Genomic DNA, 19307 nt, shown 5'->3' with positions numbered 1-19307 from the left:
ATCTGCAGGAAGTGCGGTCCGCTCGGGGAGGGACGGAGGAGCTAGTGCCGCATACGATGAGCCGCATGGGTGACGTACTGGCCGGATTTCATGCCGCCTGGGAGTTCGAGTCCGAGTCCGTGCTCATACGTTACGAACGGGGGATTCGAACACCCAAGCTGTTCCAGGTTCTCGGGGAACGCCGTGTCCCGCTGACCGCACTCGAAGGAGTGACGCTCTCCCCCGGCCGACGGGGCACGGTCGTGCTGCGCGCGGAGCCCCGGCCCGGCGCCGATCCGCTGATGGAGGCCGCGGCCGGGCAGCTCAAGGAGCACAGCGACCCCTACCGGCTGGTCCTGCCCGCCGAGCGGGCCATACTCGCCGAGTACTACGCCGACGAACTGCGCGCCCGGCTCACCGAGTCCGGCCCGGCCGAGCGCCACCTGGTGGCCGCGCCCGAGGCGCCCCGGCACTTCAAGGCGTACGACGGGAAGGCGTCCTTCGACGGGACCTCGGTGCACTTCCGCTGGTCCTGGACGGGCGCCTCCACGGCGAAGTGGAAGGCCGGCGACCAGCGCTTCCAGGTCGCCGACCTCGGCGGCGTCGAGTGGCGCTCCCCCGAGGTGTTAGAGGGGCATCTGCGGCTGCTGCACCGCTCCCCCGCCGCCGGCCGGACCGCCCAGCCCGACCAGGACCCGGCGACCGTCGTCTTCGGCCTCGGCTACGGGCCCGTCCATGAGTCGCTGCCGTTCGCCGCGGCCGTACTGGCCGCGGTGCGGGCGCGCGGGCCGGTGGCCACGGTGCCGGCACCGCGGCTAGCACGGCCGCGCCCCCGCGATCCCGCCGACATCGCCGAGCGGATCCGGCACCTCGGGGAGCTGCACCGGGCGGGGCTGGTCACGGACGAGGAGTTCGCCGTGAAGAAGGCCGAGCTGCTGGCGGAGCTGTAGCCGTCCCGGCCGAAGGGGCAGCCGCGGTCAGCGGCCGGCCCGCTCCCGCTCGAAGTCGCGTCCGGCGTCCGCGTAGTAGCTGATCTTGCGGTCCAGTACGGCGAGGGTGTCCTGGAGTTCGGCGATCCGGGTCAGCACGTCCCGGCGGGTGGACTCCAGCAGTTCGTGCCGTTCCAGGAAGGTGTGGTCGCCCTCGCGGACCAGCTCCGCGTACCGGACCATGTCCGCCACCGGCATGCCGGTCAGCCGCAGCTTGGTGACCAGGTCCAGCCAGTCCAGGTCGCGGTTGGTGTAGCGGCGCTGGCCGGTGTGCGAGCGGTCGATGTGGGACATCAGGCCGATGCGCTCGTACCAGCGCAGGGTGTGGGCGGTCAGGCCGGTGAAGGCGACGACCTCGCTGATCGTGTAGTGGTCCTGGCCTTCGGGGCGGGGGTGCCGCCGGGGTGGGGCGGAGCAGATGTCGGCGGGGGTCTGGGGTTGCTCGGTGGCCGCGGGCGTGGTCTGCATCACCGTCATGCATCTACGCTAAGACCTTCGAGTGCACTCCAAGCAAGTGGCTGCGCCTGGCTTGGGCGGTTGCATCTTGCCGGTGTTCGAGTGTGGCAGCGTCCTGGGGATCGTCGTGGTTGTCTGCGGGTGCGTCGTGGCTGATCGCGCAGTTCCCCGCGCCCCCCTGCGGGGTGCTCGTGCGGTTGGGCTATGCGCCGTTGTGCGTCCGTTGTTCGCCGGGTGCGGGTGGTTGTGGGCTGGTCGCGCAGTTCCCCGCGCCCCTGGTGGGGGTGTCCGTCGCTCGTTGGCTGCGGGTGCATCGTGGCTCGTCGCGCCCGCGTGGCGGAGCCGCATGTCGATACAGCCACGCGTCCCTTTGAGGTGTGCATTATTGGGGCGCTTCGGGGGTGGGTGGGGGCTAGCGTGCGGGGCATGAGTCTTGTACGCCGGGCAACGGCCGACGACGCGCAGGAAGTGCTGCGACTGCGCCAGGTCATGATCGACTCGATGTTCGAGTGGGACCCGTCCACGGACTGGCACGGGGAGTCCCTGCCGGCCCTGCGCGGCCGGCTCGCCGAGCCGGGCGGCGACTTCGCCGCGTTCGTCGTGGACCACCCCGAGCGGCCGGGGGCGCTGGCCTCGCTGGTGGCCGGCACGATCGAATACCGGATCGGCCGGACGCGCAACCCGCAGGGCACGGTCGGCTTCGTGTTCAGCGTCGCCACCGACCCCGGCACCCGCCGCCGCGGGTACGCGCGCGCGTGCATGGGCGAACTGCTGGCGTGGTTCCGCTCCCGCGGCGCCGCCCAGGTCCAGCTCACCGCCTCCGCCGAGGCCCGCCCCCTGTACGACTCCCTGGGCTTCCGGCCCAAGCCGGACCCTCTGCTGGAACTGACACTGTGAACGCCTAGGCTCGACGCCATGGCGTTGCAGAGTCTTGCGTTGATCGAGAGCTGGCCCGTGCCGACCGCCGCGGCGGGTGTCGTACGGGCCGACGGCGCGGTGCTGGGGGCCCAGGGGCCGGTCGGGCTGCGCTTCCCGCTGGCCTCGGTCACCAAGCCGCTCGCGGCGTACGCGGTGCTCGTCGCGTACGAGGAGGGGGCGATCGAACTCGACGAGCCGGCGGGGCCGCCCGGCTCGACGGTCCGTCATCTGCTCGCCCACACCTCAGGACTGGCCTTCGACGAGCACCGGGTGACCGCCGCGCCCGGGGAGCGGCGGCTGTACTCCAACGCCGGCTTCGAGCAGCTCGGTGACCACGTCGCCAAGGCGACCGACATCCCGTTCGCCGAGTATCTGCGGCAGGCGGTGCTGGAGCCGCTGGGCATGACGGACACGTCGCTGGAGGGCTCGCCCGCGAAGGACGGCGTGTCGACGGTGACGGACCTGCTGCGGTTCGCGGCCGAGGTGCAGGCGCCCCGGCTGCTGGACCCGCGGACGGTCGCGCAGGCCATGACCGTGCAGTACCCGGGCACCAAGGGTGTCCTGCCGGGGTACGGGCACCAGAACCCGAACGACTGGGGGCTCGGCTTGGAGATCCGGGACGCCAAGTCGCCGCACTGGACGGGCGGTTCGTCCTCCCCGCGCACCTTCGGGCACTTCGGGCAGTCCGGTACGTTCCTGTGGATCGACCCGGACGCCCGGGCGGCGGGCGTCGCGCTGACCGACCGCGCCTTCGGCCCGTGGGCGATCGAGGCGTGGCCGGTGTTCACCGACGCGGTGCTCGCGGAACTGCGCGGCTGAGGCCGGCCGGGCGGGGCGCTTCCCGGCGCCCTACGCCCCCATCTCCCACAGCAGCAGCTCCGCCGCCGTCACCCCCACCGCCTCCAGGTCCCGCGCGTCCGTGATGCGGGCCGAGTCGCCCGGCTCCAGCCGCTCGCCCGCCAGCCGGACCTCTCCGCGCACCAGGTGCAGGTAGACGTACGCGGCGTCCGGCAGCGCCGTGCGCTCCCCGGGCCGCAGCCGCCGTACATGGAGCATCGCACCGGCCTCGGGGACGGCGTACGGGGTGGAGTCGGCGATGCCCCGGACGATCTCGTAGCCGGGGACGCCGCCCGGGTTCAGCGGGGCCAGCCACATCTGGACGAAGGTCAGCGGCTCCGGACCGGCGTTGCGCTCCACGTGGCGCACCCCGGCGGCGGAACTGAGGCGCTGGACGTCGCCCGGACCCACCACGGTCTCCTGACCCAACGAGTCACGGTGCGTCAGCTCGCCCTCGACGACCCAGGTGACGATCTCGGTATGGCTGTGCGGATGCTCGTCGAACCCGGCGCCGGGCGCCAGCCGCTCCTCGTTGCACGCGATGAGCGCACCGAACCGGAGATTGTCGGGGTCGTAGTACGCCCCGAAAGAGAAGGCATGCCGAGACTCGATCCCCCGCCCATCCCCACCCGAACAACGCTCCACCCCCCGCCTCACATCCACCACACCCCCACGGTAACCCGCCCCATAGGGGCGCGGGGAACTGCGCGATCAGCCCACGACTACCCGCACCCGGCGAACAACGGACCGCACAACGGCGCGCAGCCCAACCGCACAAGCACCCCGCAGGGGGACGCGGGGAACTGCGCGACCAGCCCACAACCACCCGCACCCGAACGACAACCAGCACCCCAAAAAAAGGGGCGCGGGGAACTACGCAACCCTGATGAGGCACCCTTGTCACCGTGCCCGAACCCGAAACCCACAAGCCCGAACCCGCAGCACACGGCATCCACCCGCACTCCGCGACCCTGCGGCGGCTGGAGAAGTCGTCCGGCAGCCTCGCCGCCCATGCCATCGCCCGCATGGACGAGACACTGCCGTGGTACCGGGCCATGCCCCCGGAGAACCGGTCCTGGATCGGGCTCGTGGCGCAGGCAGGTATCGCCGCCTTCACCGAGTGGTTCCGGCACCCGGACGCCCCCCAGGCCATCTCCACCGACGTCTTCGGCACCGCGCCGCGCGAACTGACCCGGGCCATCACCCTGCGCCAGACCGTCGAGATGGTGCGGACCACCATCGAGGTCATGGAGTCCGCCATCGACGAGGTGGCCGCGCCCGGCGACGAGGCCGTGCTGCGCGAGGCGCTGCTCGTGTACGCCCGGGAGATCGCCTTCGCCACCGCCCAGGTGTACGCGCAGGCCGCCGAGGCACGCGGTGCCTGGGACGCGCGGCTCGAATCCCTGGTGGTCAACGCCGTGCTCAGCGGGGAGGCCGACGAGGGCGCCGTCAGCCGGGCCGCCGCGCTCGGCTGGAACTCCCCCGAGCATGTGTGCGTCGTGCTCGGGACCGCGCCGGACGGGGACAGCGAGCTGACCGTGGAAGCCATCCGGCGGGCCGCCCGGCACGCCAAGCTCCAGGTGCTCACCGGGGTCCTCGGGGACCGCCTGGTGGTGATCGCCGGTGGCAGCGACAACCCGCTGGCCGTCGCCAAGTCGCTGATCGGCCCGTTCGCCGCTGGACCGGTCGTGGCCGGGCCCGTGGTGCCCGATCTGCTGGCCGCGACCCGGTCCGCGCAGGCCGCCGCGGCGGGGCTGAAGGCCTGTTCCGCCTGGCAGGACGCGCCACGCCCGGTCCTGGCGGACGATCTGCTCCCGGAACGCGCCATCGCGGGCGATCCGAGCGCCCGCGAGGAGCTGGTGGAGGAGATCTACAGACCGCTCGAAGAGGCCGGCTCGGCCCTGCTGGAAACGTTGAGTGTCTATCTGGAGCAGGCGAGCAGCCTGGAGGGCGCAGCCCGCATGCTCTTCGTTCACCCGAACACCGTGCGCTACCGGCTCCGACGTGTGACAGACGTCACCGGATGGTCACCGTCCGATGTACGATCCGCGTTCACGCTACGGATCGCGCTGATCCTGGGGCGTCTGGCCGATGGGGATCCCCCGTTCTAGCCTTTTGTCGGAGACCAACAAATCCCCCTCGCGTTCTTCGTCCTTGTCCTCACGGGCGGCCCCGGCCGTCCCCAAGAGAGAGTGTGAGAGTGCTTGTACTCGTCGCTCCCGGCCAGGGCGCCCAGACGCCCGGCTTCCTGACTCCCTGGCTCGAACTCCCCGGTGCCGCGGACCGCGCCGCCGCGTGGTCCGACGCCATCGGACTGGACCTGCTCCACTACGGCACCCAGGCCGACGCGGACGCCATCCGCGACACCGCGGTGGCCCAGCCGCTGCTGGTCGCCGCCGGGATCCTGTCCGCCGCGGCACTGGGTGACATCGCGCCCGGCGCCGTCGCCGGACACAGCGTCGGCGAGATCACGGCGGCCGCGCTCGCCGGTGTCCTGGACGACACCGCCGCGCTGGTCCTCGTACGCAAGCGCGGGCTGGCGATGGCGGAGGCGGCCGCGATCACCGAGACGGGCATGTCGGCGCTGCTCGGCGGCGACCCCGAGGTGTCCGTGGCGCACCTGGAGAAGCTGGGCCTGACCCCGGCGAACATCAACGGCGCGGGTCAGATCGTCGCCGCGGGCACGCTGGAGCAGTTGGCCGCGCTGGCCGAGGACAAGCCCGAGGGCGTCCGCAAGGTCATGCCGCTCAAGGTGGCCGGCGCCTTCCACACCCGGCACATGGCGCCCGCGGTCGAGACGCTGGCGAAGGCCGCGGCGGACCTCACGCCCACCGACCCGAAGGTCGCCTACGTCTCCAACAAGGACGGCCGGACCGTCACCGCCGGCCCCGAGGTACTGGACCGGCTGGTCGGCCAGGTCGCCAACCCGGTCCGTTGGGACCTGTGCATGGAGACGTTCAAGGAACTGGGCGTCACCGCACTGCTGGAGGTGTGCCCCGGCGGCACGCTGACCGGCCTGGCCAAGCGCGCCCTGCCGGGCGTCCGCACGCTGGCCCTGAAGACCCCCGACGACCTCGACGCGGCCCGGGAGCTGATCTCCGAGCACGCGCCCGCCTAAGGAGCCGTACCGACCATGTCGAAGATCAAGCCAAGCAAGGGCGCCCCGTACGCACGCATCCTCGGAGTCGGCGGCTACCGTCCGACCCGGGTCGTGCCCAACGAGGTGATCCTGGAGCGGATCGACTCCTCCGACGAGTGGATCCGTTCGCGCTCCGGCATCGAGTCCCGGCACTGGGCGGGCCCCGACGAGACGGTCGCCGCGATGTCCATCGAGGCCGCGGGCAAGGCGATCGCGGACGCGGGCATCACCGCCGAGCGGATCGGCGCCGTCGTCGTGTCGACCGTCTCGCACTTCAGCCAGACCCCCGCAGTCGCCACCGAGATCGCCGACAAGCTCGGCACGGACAAGGCCGCCGCCTTCGACATCTCGGCGGGCTGCGCCGGGTTCGGCTACGGCCTCACCCTCGCCAAGGGCATGGTCGTCGAGGGCTCGGCGGAGTACGTGCTGGTCATCGGCGTCGAACGGCTCTCCGACCTGACCGACCTGGAGGACCGGGCGACGGCCTTCCTGTTCGGTGACGGCGCGGGCGCCGTCGTGGTCGGCCCCTCCCAGGAGCCCGCGATCGGCCCGACCGTGTGGGGCTCCGAGGGCGACAAGGCCGATACGATCAGGCAGACCGTGCCCTGGGACCGCTTCCGGAGCGGCGACACCTCCGAACTCCCCCTCGACCGCGCGGGCAACGTCAAGTTCCCCGCGATCACCCAGGAGGGCCAGGCGGTGTTCCGCTGGGCCGTGTTCGAGATGGCGAAGGTCGCCAAGGAGGCGCTGGACGCCGCCGGCCTCACCCCGGACGACCTGGACGTCTTCATCCCGCACCAGGCCAATGTGCGGATCATCGACTCGATGGTGAAGACCCTCAAACTGCCGGAGCACGTCACGGTCGCCCGTGACATCCGCACCACCGGCAACACATCGGCCGCCTCGATCCCGCTCGCGATGGAGCGGCTCCTGGCGACCGGCGAGGCGAAGAGCGGCGACACCGCGCTCGTCATCGGATTCGGGGCGGGTCTCGTCTACGCCGCGACGGTCGTTACCCTCCCCTAGGCACTCCGTGCCGGATCATGCATCCGGTACGGCTCAGCAACACCTGCCGCTGACGCGGCGGGCGCCACCAACCCGTCTGGAAATCGAAGAAGGAGCGCCTGACATGGCCGCCACTGAGAAAGAGATCGTCGCCGGTCTCGCCGACATCGTGAACGAGATCGCCGGCATCCCGGTCGAGGACGTCCAGCTGGACAAGTCCTTCACCGACGACCTGGACGTCGACTCGCTCTCCATGGTCGAGGTCGTCGTCGCCGCCGAGGAGCGCTTCGACGTCAAGATCCCGGACGAGGACGTCAAGAACCTCAAGACCGTCGGCGACGCGACCGAATACATCATCAAGCACCAGGTCTGAGCCACCGCCCGGACCTGAGGCTGCACTGCCCCGCCACCCGGCGGTGGCGCCGCTGAATCCCGCATCCGTTGGAGAAAGAATTCCCGTGAGCTCGACCAATCGCACCGTGGTCGTCACCGGTATCGGCGCAACCACACCGCTGGGTGGCGACGCAGCCTCTACCTGGGAGGCCCTGCTGGCCGGAACGTCCGGCGTCCGCCGCCTGGAACAGGACTGGGCCGCCGAACTGCCGGTCCGCATCGCCGCGCAGATCGCCGTCGAACCGGGCGAGATCATCCCCCGCCCGCAGGCCCGCAAGCTGGACCGGTCCGCGCAGTTCGCGCTGATCGCCGCTCAGGAGGCCTGGAAGGACGCCGGTTTCACCGCCAGGGCCGGTGAGGACGGCTCCGTGAACCCCGACCGGCTGGGTGCGGTCATCGCCTCCGGCATCGGCGGTGTGACCACGCTCCTCGACCAGTACGACGTGCTCCGGGAGAAGGGCGTACGCCGTGTCTCCCCGCACACCGTGCCGATGCTGATGCCCAACTCCCCCGCCGCCAACGTCGGGATCGAGCTGGGTGCCCGCGCCGGGGTGCACACTCCGGTGTCGGCCTGCGCCTCGGGCGCTGAGGCCATCGGCTACGCCATCGAGATGATCCGCACCGGCCGCGCCGACGTCGTCGTCGCGGGTGGCACGGAGGCGGCCATCCATCCGCTGCCCATCGCCGCGTTCGGCAACATGATGGCGATGTCCAAGAACAACGACGACCCGCAGGGGGCCTCGCGTCCCTACGACACCGGCCGGGACGGCTTTGTCCTCGGCGAGGGCGCCGGCGTGATCGTCCTGGAGTCCGAGGAGCACGCGAAGGCCCGCGGCGCCCGGATCTACGTCGAGGCGGTCGGCCAGGGCATCTCCGCCGACGGCCACCACATCACGCAGCCCGAGCCGTCCGGCAACGGCATCGCGCACGCGCTGCAGAACCTGCTCGACAACACCGACCTGAAGCCGGCCGAGATCGTGCACGTCAACGCGCACGCCACCTCGACCCCGCAGGGCGACATCGCCGAGATCAGGGCGTTGCGGAAGGTGTTCGGCGACGATGTCGACCACATGGCGATCTCCGCCACCAAGTCGATGACCGGTCACCTGCTCGGCGGTGCCGGCGGTATCGAGACCGTCGCCTCGGTGCTCGCGCTGGTCCGCCGGACCGCTCCGCCCACCATCAACCTCGACGACCCCGACCCCGAGCTTGCCGCGGACGTGGTTCGCGGGGAGGCGCGGCAGCTGCCCGAGGGGCGGGTCGCCGTGCTGAACGACTCGTTCGGGTTCGGTGGGCACAACGTGGTGTTGGCGTTCCGTACGGTGTGATTTCTGCGGCGTGCTTCATGGCTCGGTCTCCTGTGGTGGGGGCCGGGCCATTCGCCGTTGTGCGGGCTGTTGTTTGCCGGGGGCGGGTTCGTTGTGGCTGATCGCGCAGTTCCCCGCGCGCCCCTGCGGGGGGCTGGTGCGGTTGGGCTACGCGCCGTTGTACGAGTTGTTGTTCGCCGGGTGCGGGTCGTGGTCGGCTTGTCGCGCAGTTCCCCGCGCCCCTACGGGGCGCTCCACCAGTCGTCCGTCGTGGAGGTCCTGTGGGGGCTATACCACCTGGTGGAGCCAGCGGACTGGGGCTCCTTCGCCTGCGTATCTGAAGGGTTCCAGTTCGTCGTCCCAGGGCTTGCCCAGGAGCTTGGCGATCTCTGCCGCCAGGTCCGTCTCGCCGCGCTGGGAGCGGGTCAGCGCGGCGCGCAGCCGGTCCTCGGGGATCAGGATGTCGCCGTGGATGCCGGTGACGGCGTGGAAGATGCCGAGGTCGGGGGTGCAGCTGTAGCGCTCGCCCTCGGCCGTGGGGCAGGGCTCGGCGGTGACCTCGAAACGCAGCAGGTGCCAGCCGCGCAGCGCGGACGCCAGCTTGGACGCGGTGCCGGCCTCGCCCTGCCAGGAGAACTCCGAGCGCCAGGTGCCGGGGGCGGCGGGCTGCCGGATCCAGTCGAGGCTCACGCGCGTACCGAGCACCCCGGCGACGGCCCACTCGACGTGCGGGCACAGCGCGCGCGGCGCGGAGTGCACGTACAGAACTCCACGTGTCGTCACCGGGACCTCCGGGCTGAGCGGGACATTGTGCGGTCTGGCTGGGCGGCTGTGACGCGACGGCCGCGTTGATGGCGAGGCTACCGTGCGACGACGGGCGGAGTGTGACGTACCGTCCGTCCCGGCGCCAGGAAACGCCGCCATTCACCCAGGGGGACGCTTGTACGGGTGTGAGACGTTGCATGCCGCCCGCCGGGAACCCTCACGCGTTGTTATGGGTTGGGGACCACGACGGCACGACGGGCCATGACGGCACGCCGGCGGCACGACAAGGGGATGGACCAGGGCATGCGAAACCGACGCCGGCGTTCACGAGCCGTCCTCGCCGTCGTGCTGGCGGCGGTCCTGGGCGCGGCGGGCTGCGAGGCCGCGGGCGACAAGTCTCCCGCGCCGGGCGGCACCAAGGCGCGGACGGCCCCGGTGTGGAACCGCAGCCCGGCCTCGATCGCCGCCGTGGGCGACTCCATCACCCGCGGCTTCGACGCGTGCACGGTGCTGTCGGACTGCCCCGAGGTGTCCTGGGCGACCGGCACCAGCGCCCAGTTGGACAGCCTGGCGGTCCAGCTGCTGGGGCGGACCGGGGCGGCCGAGAACAGCTGGAACTACGCGGTGACCGGCGCCCGGATGAGTGACCTCGCCGACCAGATGACGCAGGCGGTGACGCGCGCACCCGAGTTGGTGACGGTGATGATCGGGGCCAACGACGCCTGCCGGGCCACGGCCGCGGCGATGACCTCGGTGACCCGCTTCCGCGAGGGGTTCGAGGAGGCGATGGCGACGCTGCGCGCGGCGCTGCCGAAGACGCAGGTGTACGTGGCGAGCGTGCCGAACCTGAAACGGCTGTGGTCGCAGGGCCGGACCAACCCGCTCGGCAAGCAGGTCTGGAAGCTGGGCATCTGCCCGTCGATGCTGAGCGACGCGGACGCCCTGGACCTGACGGCCACGAAGCGCCGGGACACGGTGCAGCAGCGGGTGGAGGACTACAACACGGTGCTGGAGGAGGTGTGCGCCAAGGACCGGCGGTGCCGCTTCGACGGGGGTGCCGTCTTCGACTACGACTTCACCACCGAGCAGCTCAGCCACTGGGACTGGTTCCACCCGAGCAAGGACGGCCAGCAGCGGCTCGCGACGATTGCCTACCGGACCGTCACGGCACTGAACCCGTGACCTAGGGTTTCCCACATGAGCGAACTTTTCGGCACACTTTCCGACGGCACCCGGGTCCACCGCTGGACGCTGGAGCGCGCCGGGGTGCGGGTGCGGATCCTGACGTACGGCGGGATCGTGCAGTCCGTCGAGGTCCCGGACCGGGACGGGCGGACGGCGAACGTCGTGCTGGGGTTCGCCGACCTCGACGGCTATCTCGCCCATCCGGAGCCGTTCCTCGGCGCCGTGATCGGCCGTTACGCCAACCGGATCGCGGGCGCCCGCTTCCCGCTGGACGGCATGGTCTACGCGCTGGAGCCGAACGACGGCCCCAACTCGCTGCACGGCGGGGAGCGCGGCTTCGACAAGCGCGTATGGGACGCGGAGCCGGTCGCGCACGGCGTACGCCTGACTCGTGTCAGCCCGCACGGCGAGGAGGGCTTCCCCGGCCGTCTGGAGGTCGCGGTGACGTACACGCTGGACCCGTCCGGCGCGCTGCGGATCGGGTACGAGGCGGTGACCGACGCGCCGACCCTGGTCAACCTGACCAACCACAGCTACTTCAGCCTGGGCGGCGGCAACGCGGGCGGCCACGAACTGCGGCTCGCCGCCTCCCGGTTCACCCCGGTCGACGCCGACCTGATCCCGACCGGGGCGCTCGATGACGTGACGGGCTCCCGTTTCGACTTCCGCGCGGCGCGCAAGGTCGGCGCCGGCTACGACCACAATCTGGTCCTCGACAAGGGCGTCACGGACACCCCGGTCGAGGTGGGCGAGCTGCGCGACCCGGCGTCCGGGCGGGTGCTGACGGTGGCGACGACCGAGCCGGGGATCCAGCTGTACACCGCCGACCACCTGGGCGATCCCTTCGCGCCGGGCGACGGGGTGGCGCTGGAAACCCAGCACTTCCCGGACTCCCCGAACCACCCGGACTTCCCCGGCACGGAGTTGCGGCCCGGTGTGACGTATCGCTCGGAGACGGTGTACGGCTTCGGGGTCCGGGGGTAGTCCCGTACGGGGCTGTTCTTGGGGGGTGATGGGCTGTCGGTCGAGTGCCGAGTGCGGGTGCGTTGTGGCCGGTCGCGCAGTTCCCCGCGCCCCTATAGGGGGTGCTCGCCATCGTTGACTGCGGGTTCGTTGTGGCTTGGCGCGCAGTTCCCCGCGCCCCTTCGGGCGGGGGCTCGCCGTCGTTGAGCGCGCGGTTCTCTGCGGTCCTTTGGGGCGCCATGGCGTGGACCAGTTCTGGCACGCGATACTTCCGGCGTCCCGCAGCACGCTCCCCACAGCGACGGAAGGACCTGAACCTCCTTGAATTCCCTACGCGTTCGCATCGGCGTCCTCGGCCTGGCCCTGCTCGCCGGGCTCGCCGCCCCCACCACGACCGCCACCGCCGGTACGGCCCCCGCCGGCATCGCCGCCGCGCCCACCGCCGAGGAACAGCGGCTCGACCGGGCCGTACCCCAGGAGATCCTGACGCGCTCCGGATTCGACACCGTGACCCCCGAGTTCGCCCGGGCGCTCGGCCGCGCGCACTCCTTCGTGCAGGCCCGCCAGATCGTCGTACGCGAGGGGTCAGCGCTGTGGCGGCGGGCCGTCGACCGGGCACAGGGGCGCGGGCCCGCACGCGGCGACCTGAGCCGGGACGACGACCGGCCGCTGTACTGGGCCCGGCTGGGCATGACCCGGCACATCCGGACGTACGAGCCCGGGTTCGCGCTGAACGACCGCCAACGGGCCACCCTGCTGGACCAGTTGGAGCGGACCACGCGCGGGCAGACCGAGCTGCGGTATCCGCGCGGCAAGGGGGTCAAACGCATACTGGTTACCGGTTTCGACCCCTTCACCCTCGACCGGGACGTGCGCATCTCCAACCCGTCCGGGGCGACCGCGCTGGCCCTCGACGGCACGGTGATCGAGACGGCGGCGGGGCCCGCGCGCGTGGAGGCGGCCGTGTTCCCGGTGCGCTGGCAGGACTTCGCGGACCAGACGGTGGAGCGCACCCTGCGGCCGTATCTGCCGGCGGTGGACCTGTTCACGACGGTGAGCCAGGGCCGCGTCGGGCGCTTCGACGTGGAGCGCACCAACGGCGCCTGGCGGGGCGGGTTCCCGGACAACGACAACGCGTCGGTGACCGGCACCGTCCCGGTCACCGACCCGGCGAGCCAGCCGCAGTGGACAACGACCACACTGCCGTACGCCGCCGTCGTCGCGGCGGACACCGGCCGTTTCCCGGTGTACGACAACACGTCGGTCACCGAGATCCCGGCGGGCGGCACGGCTGCGGTCGTACGGCCGGACGGGCCGACGCCCGGCTCGGCGGCGCGGGCCGGGGGCGGCGGCGACTACCTGTCCAACGAGATCGCCTACCGGGCGACGCTGCTGCGCGACCGGCTGGGTCTGCACGACGCGCTGCCGGGCGGCCATGTGCACACGCCGGTGCTGCAGTTCGGCGCCGGGAACACGGATCCGGCGAGCGGTGCGGTCACCGACCCGGAGTTCGTACGCAACCGGCTGGACATCATCGGTCAGGTGCGGGCGATCCTGACAGTGGCGGCGGACGCGGCGCTCAAGGGGTGACCTGAGTCCGCCCGGGCCCGGCCACGTCGTGCGCGGCGTCGTCCTGGGCGCCCTCAGCGCCCTCCGTGGTCTCCTCGCCCCGCAGGTCGCGGGCGAGGAGCGTCGCGCCGGCGACCGCGCCCGGCATCAGGAACACCGCGACGAACGGCACCAGGAAGGCCAGGCCGAGGGGCGTGCCGAAGCCCCAGACCAGCAGCTTGCGGGAGCGGAGCAGGGCGAGGCGCTCGCGGAGTTCGACGCCGCGGCGCTGAAGGGCGACCGCGGCGAGTTCCTCGGCGAGGAAGAAGCCGGTGACGAAGAAGCCGATCACCGGGATGACCGTCTGGCCGACGACGGGGAGGAAGCCGAGGGCGAAGAGGAGGATGCCCCAGACGGCGGCCCGGACCAGGATGCGGAGGCTGTCGCGGGCCGAGACCCACAGGTCGCGCCAGAGGGGCAGGCCGGACTCGGGGGCGGTGCCGTCGGGCGACACGTCCCGGTCCACCGCCTCGGAGAGGCTCTCGTAGAAGGGCTGGCCGACCAGGAGGGTGACCGCGGTGAAGGTCAGCACGGCCAGCAGCAGGCCCAGGGCGAACAGCACGGCGGTGAGGAGGCCGCGGAACAGGCCCTGCCAGGGGCTCGACCAGTCGTCGGCGAACGGGGTGGACCAGGAGACGAAGTCCCCGCCCCAGACCGCGAGCGCGACGAGGGCTGCCGCGTAGAGGACGAGGGTGATCAGACCGGGCAACAGCCCGAACCCGAACTCCCTGCGGTGCCGCACCATCCACCGCTGGCCCTTGAGGAGATACCCAAAACCCACCCCGAGATCACGCATACCCAAACCCTACCGACCCCTGGCTTTCACACGCCGGGCCGGTAACGAGTTCGCACCGCGGGAAGGTGAGGTCCGACAGATACGGGGCCCACGCCTAGCGCGGAGCACGGCAGGCGCGGCAGGTGCAGGGCACGAGATGCCAGCGGGCGCGGTGGGCGGCAGGGCACGGTGGACCACAGGCCGGCGGGCGCGGTGCGCGGCAGGCGCAGGGCGCGGGGGCCGCAGGCCGACGGGCGCCGTGCACGGCAAGCGCCGCAAGCGCAGGGCACGGTGGGCCACAGGCCGATGGGCCGGCGGGCGCGGTGGGCCGCAAGCCGGCGGGGGCGCCGCGGGCGGCGTCGGGGGCATCCGGCTGCGCGCTTGCCACCGCAGATCGCGCAGCCCCCTTCGGCGCCGACGCCCGGCCCTCGGCCCCGGCCCCGAGCCAACGGCTCTACCCCTGGCTTTCGGGCGTCTGGCAGCACAGCAGAGTGCGGCGCCACGGGCAAGCGGCCCAGGCGCAGGCGCAGGGCGCGGTGGGCCGCAGGCCGGCGGGCGCCGCAGGTGCTGGCGCGGGGGCGCGCCGCAGGCGATGTCGGGGGTCTCCGGCTGCATCGTCGCCGGCGCAGATCCCGCAGCGTGCTTCGGGCCCGTTCTCCCGGCCCACCGAAGTTCCGCCTCGCGGCCCTCCCAACTCCCCACCCTCATCCCCCGGCTCCCGGCCGTCCAGGTTCCGTCTGGCTTCAGGGGGTGGGGGGTTGGGTTATTTGGTGGAGTAGGTCGCGGAGCGATCGGCGTTGGTCGGGGGTGAGGGACGCCAGGGGTTCGCGGGCGAAGCGGAGGCTGTTGCGGAGGTCGCGGGCGACCCGGCGGCCCTCGTCCGTGGCCGCCGCGAGTTTCACCCGCCGGTCGGCCGGGTCGGGGCGGCGCTCGGCCAGTCCGCGGGCCTCCAGGCGGTCCACGATCCCCGTGACGTTCGACGGCTCGCACTTGAGCCGCTGCGCCAGCTTCCGCATCGGCAGCGGCTCCAGCGACAGCAGGCTCAGCAGCCGCGCCTGCGCCCCGGTCAGGGCGTGCTCACCCGCCGCCTCCTCGTAGTCGGCGTAGAAGCGGGCCACGACATCCCCGATGAGCTCGACGACCTCCAGGGTCAGAGCGTCGGGGCGGTGGTCCTTCGATGGGGTGGGCATGCCCTTCAGGGTACCCGGTTACTTGACAGCATGAAATATTTAGACGCATGGTTGTTTCAGTTTCTGAAGTAAATGGAAAGGCGTTGTCATGATCAACCGCGAATGGCACCTGCTCAGCCGCCCGGTCGGCTGGCCGAAGCCCGAGGATTTCGCCCTGGTCGAGACCGAGATCCCGACGCCGGGCGAGGGCCAGGTGCTGGTGCGGAACGAGTACCTCTCCGTGGACCCGTACATGCGCGGCCGGATGAGCGCCGCCAAGTCGTACGCCGAGCCGTACCGGCTGGACGCGGTCATGCTGGGCGGCGCGGTCGGCGAGGTCATCGCCTCCGAAGCCGCCGGGATCGCCGTCGGCGACCATGTGCTGCACCACCTCGGCTGGCGCGAGTACGCCGCCGTGGACGCGGCGAAGGCCGTGCGGGTCGACCCCGGCGCCGCGCCCCTGTCCGCCTACCTCGGCGCCCTCGGCATGACCGGCCTCACCGCCTACGCCGGACTGCTGCGCACCGCCTCGTTCAAGGAGGGCGACGCCGTGTTCGTCTCCGGCGCGGCCGGCGCCGTGGGCAGCCAGGTGGGCCAGCTCGCCCGGCTCAAGGGCGCCTCACGGGTCATCGGCTCGGCGGGCTCCGACGAGAAGGTGCGGCTGCTGATCGAGGAGTACGGCTTCGACGCCGCCTTCAACTACCGCCACGGCCCGGTGGCCGAACAGCTGCGCACCGCCGCCCCCGACGGCATCGACGTCTACTTCGACAACGTCGGCGGCGAGCACCTGGAGGCCGCCATCGGCGCGCTCAACCTGCACGGCCGGATCGCGATCTGCGGGATGATCTCCGTCTACAACGCCACCGAACCGGCCCCCGGCCCGCGGAACCTGGCCCGCCTCATCCCGACCCGCGGCCGGATCGAGGGCTTCCTGGTCGGCGACCACTACGATCTCCAGCCGCAGTTCGTCCAGGAGGTCGGGCCGTGGGTCGCCGCCGGCCGGCTGAAGTACCGCGAGACCGTCGTCCAGGGCATCGAGAACAGCCTGGACGCCTTCCTCGGCGTGCTGCGCGGCGACAACACCGGGAAGATGCTCGTCAAGCTCTGACCCGTGACGCTCGCCCGAGGCCGGTCGTTGCGCATCCCGGAGGCCGCACCCTTGGACGTGGGGTGCGGCCTCCGGCCGTCCGGGTACGCCGGTCAGCGCGCCAGCGCCGCCGTGTGCACGGCCCTGGCCAGCCGGTCGTTCTCCGGTGCCGCCCCGCCCGGAAAGGCGCACCGGCGGCGGGTGTAGCCGTAGGCGAGGCCGCTGCGCGGGTCCGCGAACGCCTGGCAGCCGCCCGCGCCGCTGTGCCCGACCGCCCCGGCGCCCAGGAACGGGTGCCAGGTGTCGGCGGTCGCCTGGAAGCCCAGCCCGTACGCCTTGTGGCTGCGGGCCACCAGATCGTGGCCCACGGAGTGGAGCTGCCCGAACTCCGCCACCGTGTCCGGCTTCAGCAGCGGCGCCCGCCCGGCCAGTTCGCCGATCATCGCCGCGTACAGCCCGGCGAGCCCGCGCGCGGAGGCGACGCCGCCGACCGACGCGGGGCCCTTGGCCCGGATCACCCGGTGGTTCGGCAGGGTCGCCAGATCGGTCGGCTCCGCGCCGTGCCGGTTGAACGCGATGGCCTGGAGCGTGTGCGGCGGGCTCAGCAGCGCGTCCAGCAGCTCCCGCTGCTCGGGGGTCGGCAGCATCGGCTGCGCCGGGCGGAAGCGCGGCTCCCGGGCAGCGGGCAGCCCGAGGTGGAAGTCCAGGCCGTACGGGGCGCGGATCCGCTCCTCGTACAGGTCCTGGACGGTCCGGCCGGTGGCCCGCCGCACCACCTCGCCGGCCAACGCGCCGATGACCAGGGCGTGGTAGCCGAAGGCCGCGCCGGGCCGCCAGAACGGTCGCTGGTCGGCGAGCCGTTCGGCGACCGCCCGGTCGTCGGCCAGTTCCTCCAGCGTGAACCCGGAGTCGGTGCCGACCAGGCCCGCCCGGTGCGCGAGCAGCTCGCGCAGGGTCAGCACGCCCTTGCCCTCGGCGGCGAACTCCGGCCAGTAGTAGGTGACCTTGCGGTCCAGCTCCAGGGTGCCGTCCTGGACGAGCAGCGCCACCACGAGGTGCGCCGCCCCCTTGGTTGCCGCGAGCACGCCGTACAGGGAGTCCCCGTCACCCCCCTCGCCCGCCCACAGGTCGACCACCCGCCGCCCGTGCACATACGCGCACAACTGCCCCTCGTAGTCCGGGCGTTCCCCGGCTACGAACGCGGCGAACTCCGCATGCACCGGCTCGAAACCGTCGGCTACCGTGCCGTGGACGGTGCTCTGCGTCATCCGCTCTCCTCGACTGAACTGCCGCTCACCGCGGCCACGGCGAACGATGGCGTACCTCCTCTGTGGGTCCTGAGATCGGTACGGCGAGATGTACCTGTCCGACTCAACAGCAACAAGAGGGTGTTGGTGTCACCCATGCCCCGGATGGCCGATCCGGGACCGCCCGCAGTGGAGTGCCGCGCGCCGGTCACCCGACTGCGGCACCATCGTGGCTCGTCGCGCAGTTCCCCGCGCCCCTGACGGGGCGAGCCCCAACACTGAGCGTTCATAAGCCGGTTCAGGCCAACGGGTTCCTCAAGGGCGACGTGGGCGTCAGGTGCACCACCACAGGAAGCGGTCGCAGGTGGGGGTCGGGGAGGGTTCGGGGGGTGGGGCGGAGGGGGTGGGGTCCTCGGGTGGGGTGGTCTCCGGGGTGTGGGTCGGCGTCGTCTCGGGCGTCGAGGATGTCTCGTCCGCGCCGCTGCTCGACGATGCGTCCGAGGCGCCCGGGGTGGTCCCGTCCGGGGACTTGGACGCCTTGTCCTTCGCGGACCTGGACGCCGACGGGGACGCGGAGCGGTCCGGTGCGGCCGAGGCGTCCGCGCCCGCGGTGGTCGCGGTGCCGCTCTCCGGTCGGGCCGAGGCGTCCGGGGCCGCGGACGAGGTGCCGCCGTCCGTCGACTCGTCCCCGGCCGCCGCGGGCCGCGGCACGGAGAACGGGGCGTCCGAGCCGAGTTCGGCAAGGCTAAGGCCGCCGGCCGCCAGCACGAAGCCCCCGGTGATCAGCAGGATCCGCCGGCGGCGCCTGCGGTGCGCCGCCGCCTTACGGTCACGACGGCTCGCGTCCCCCGCGGCCGGCCCCTCGTCCGCCGTCTCCCGCGCCCGGCCGCGTCCCTGGCCCCGGCGCCGTGCCGCCCGTCCGCGCGGCTCACCGCCCTCACCCTCGTAGTCCTCGTGACCGCCATCGACGCCGTCCGCGTCCTGTCGGCCGTCGCGCGGGCGTGCGCCCTCTTCGGGCGTGCGCGCCTGCAGCTCGTCCGCCTCCCGCGCCCGGCCGCCACCACGGCCGCGCCCCTGGCCCCGGCGCCGTGCCGCCCGTCCGCGCGGCTCACCGCCCTCACCCTCGTGATCCTCGTAGTCGTCATGCCCGTCGTCGACGCCGTCCGCGCCCTGTCGGCCGTCGGGCGGGCGGGCGTCCGTCTCCGGCGTGTACGCGCGCAACTCGCCGGCCGGCGTGCCGCACCCGGGACAGGCGAGGGCGCCGTTGAGGTGCCGTCGGCACGGGTGGCAGAAGTCCATGACGCGGGAAGACTAAGTTCCGTGCGGGTCACGTTCCTAGGGGCGGCTGTGAAAGTTCTGTGGGAGACCGAAAGAACTGTCGAGTGGCTTGTCGAAATCGTTACCTGTTCGCCCCATTGACACCCCCGCCGCCCCGTCCTTACTGTCACGCCAGCATTTCGAACGTGTGACGAAATCTCGAACAGC

General features: G+C 72.3%; 19 protein-coding genes. 12 read left to right on the top strand and 7 right to left on the bottom strand.

Translation table 11 applies throughout. The features are described 5' to 3' along the window. Positions 1-65 precede the first annotated feature (65 nt). Positions 66-929, top strand: a complete 864-nt coding sequence (locus CTZ28_RS35940) for a DUF4429 domain-containing protein (protein WP_121893929.1) — start codon at positions 66-68, stop codon at positions 927-929. 27 nt (positions 930-956) lie between these two features. Here CTZ28_RS35940 and CTZ28_RS35935 read toward each other — a convergent pair whose 3' ends face one another. After that, positions 957-1445 (bottom strand): MerR family transcriptional regulator, encoded by a 489-nt coding sequence (locus tag CTZ28_RS35935; protein ID WP_121893928.1) that lies wholly within the window; start codon positions 1443-1445, stop codon positions 957-959. A 405-nt stretch (positions 1446-1850) separates the two neighbouring features. Between CTZ28_RS35935 and CTZ28_RS35930 the strand changes: the two genes are divergently transcribed. Continuing rightward, complete coding sequence (locus CTZ28_RS35930) at positions 1851-2321, top strand: GNAT family N-acetyltransferase (RefSeq protein ID WP_121893927.1); 471 nt, start codon at positions 1851-1853, stop codon at positions 2319-2321. A gap of 18 nt (positions 2322-2339) precedes the next feature. Then, positions 2340-3161 carry a serine hydrolase domain-containing protein gene (locus CTZ28_RS35925; protein WP_121893926.1) on the top strand — a complete coding sequence of 274 codons (822 nt, stop codon included), beginning with the start codon at positions 2340-2342 and terminating at the stop codon, positions 3159-3161. A 30-nt stretch (positions 3162-3191) separates the two neighbouring features. Here CTZ28_RS35925 and CTZ28_RS35920 read toward each other — a convergent pair whose 3' ends face one another. After that, entirely contained in the window at positions 3192-3842 is a 651-nt protein-coding gene (locus CTZ28_RS35920) for a pirin family protein (RefSeq protein WP_121893950.1), read from the bottom strand. Positions 3843-4084: 242 nt separating this feature from the next. Between CTZ28_RS35920 and fasR the strand changes: the two genes are divergently transcribed. The 5 genes from fasR (at position 4085) to fabF (ending at position 9044) form a co-directional block, all read left to right on the top strand. Then, on the top strand, positions 4085-5290 hold the full coding sequence (gene fasR / locus CTZ28_RS35915; protein WP_121893925.1) for a fatty acid biosynthesis transcriptional regulator FasR: 1206 nt from the start codon (positions 4085-4087) through the stop codon (positions 5288-5290). A gap of 89 nt (positions 5291-5379) precedes the next feature. Next, entirely contained in the window at positions 5380-6297 is a 918-nt protein-coding gene (locus CTZ28_RS35910; protein WP_121893924.1) for an ACP S-malonyltransferase, read from the top strand. Positions 6298-6312: 15 nt separating this feature from the next. Next, positions 6313-7344: a ketoacyl-ACP synthase III gene (locus CTZ28_RS35905; RefSeq protein WP_121893923.1), complete on the top strand. Its 1032-nt coding sequence runs from the start codon at positions 6313-6315 to the stop codon at positions 7342-7344. A gap of 103 nt (positions 7345-7447) precedes the next feature. Next, positions 7448-7696 carry an acyl carrier protein gene (locus CTZ28_RS35900; protein ID WP_121893922.1) on the top strand — a complete coding sequence of 83 codons (249 nt, stop codon included), beginning with the start codon at positions 7448-7450 and terminating at the stop codon, positions 7694-7696. A gap of 85 nt (positions 7697-7781) precedes the next feature. Continuing rightward, positions 7782-9044 carry a beta-ketoacyl-ACP synthase II gene (gene fabF, locus CTZ28_RS35895; RefSeq protein ID WP_121893921.1) on the top strand — a complete coding sequence of 421 codons (1263 nt, stop codon included), beginning with the start codon at positions 7782-7784 and terminating at the stop codon, positions 9042-9044. 267 nt (positions 9045-9311) lie between these two features. On the opposite strand, the gene CTZ28_RS35890 is transcribed toward fabF, so the two are convergent. Next, positions 9312-9806 (bottom strand): DUF3145 domain-containing protein, encoded by a 495-nt coding sequence (locus tag CTZ28_RS35890; RefSeq protein ID WP_121893920.1) that lies wholly within the window; start codon positions 9804-9806, stop codon positions 9312-9314. A 285-nt stretch (positions 9807-10091) separates the two neighbouring features. Here CTZ28_RS35890 and CTZ28_RS35885 point away from each other — a divergent pair, with 285 nt between their 5' ends. The 3 genes from CTZ28_RS35885 to CTZ28_RS35875 all read left to right on the top strand — a co-directional run bounded on the left by CTZ28_RS35885 (position 10092) and on the right by CTZ28_RS35875 (position 13526). Continuing rightward, positions 10092-10970 carry an SGNH/GDSL hydrolase family protein gene (locus CTZ28_RS35885; protein ID WP_121893949.1) on the top strand — a complete coding sequence of 293 codons (879 nt, stop codon included), beginning with the start codon at positions 10092-10094 and terminating at the stop codon, positions 10968-10970. 15 nt (positions 10971-10985) lie between these two features. Beyond that, positions 10986-11957 (top strand): aldose epimerase family protein, encoded by a 972-nt coding sequence (locus tag CTZ28_RS35880; RefSeq protein ID WP_121893919.1) that lies wholly within the window; start codon positions 10986-10988, stop codon positions 11955-11957. Positions 11958-12257: 300 nt separating this feature from the next. After that, the gene (locus CTZ28_RS35875; RefSeq protein ID WP_121893918.1) at positions 12258-13526 is read left to right on the top strand and encodes a pyroglutamyl-peptidase I; all 1269 of its coding nucleotides are present in this window, start codon (positions 12258-12260) and stop codon (positions 13524-13526) included. Here CTZ28_RS35875 and CTZ28_RS35870 read toward each other — a convergent pair. After that, complete coding sequence (locus CTZ28_RS35870; RefSeq protein WP_121893917.1) at positions 13516-14340, bottom strand: EI24 domain-containing protein; 825 nt, start codon at positions 14338-14340, stop codon at positions 13516-13518. The genes CTZ28_RS35875 and CTZ28_RS35870 overlap by 11 nt on opposite strands. Positions 14341-15062: 722 nt before the next feature. After that, positions 15063-15509, bottom strand: coding sequence for a MarR family winged helix-turn-helix transcriptional regulator (locus CTZ28_RS35865; RefSeq protein WP_121893916.1), 447 nt, complete (start codon positions 15507-15509; stop codon positions 15063-15065). Positions 15510-15597: 88 nt separating this feature from the next. Here CTZ28_RS35865 and CTZ28_RS35860 point away from each other — a divergent pair, with 88 nt between their 5' ends. Continuing rightward, positions 15598-16596, top strand: a complete 999-nt coding sequence (locus tag CTZ28_RS35860; protein ID WP_121893915.1) for an NADP-dependent oxidoreductase — start codon at positions 15598-15600, stop codon at positions 16594-16596. A 92-nt stretch (positions 16597-16688) separates the two neighbouring features. Here the strand turns inward: CTZ28_RS35860 and CTZ28_RS35855 are convergent, their stop codons facing one another. Together CTZ28_RS35855 and CTZ28_RS35850 are read right to left on the bottom strand one after the other, a co-directional pair. Continuing rightward, positions 16689-17843 (bottom strand): serine hydrolase domain-containing protein, encoded by a 1155-nt coding sequence (locus CTZ28_RS35855; RefSeq protein ID WP_121893914.1) that lies wholly within the window; start codon positions 17841-17843, stop codon positions 16689-16691. Positions 17844-18155: 312 nt separating this feature from the next. Next, on the bottom strand, positions 18156-19121 hold the full coding sequence (locus CTZ28_RS35850; protein WP_121893913.1) for an SCO2400 family protein: 966 nt from the start codon (positions 19119-19121) through the stop codon (positions 18156-18158). Positions 19122-19307: the final 186 nt, after the last annotated feature.

Origin of the sequence: Streptomyces shenzhenensis, from assembly GCF_003688995.1 — a bacterium.
Taxonomy (GTDB): domain Bacteria; phylum Actinomycetota; class Actinomycetes; order Streptomycetales; family Streptomycetaceae; genus Streptomyces; species Streptomyces shenzhenensis_A.
The sequence above is the reverse complement of the archived record's forward strand: the minus strand, read 5'-3'. Positions and strand labels throughout refer to the sequence as shown.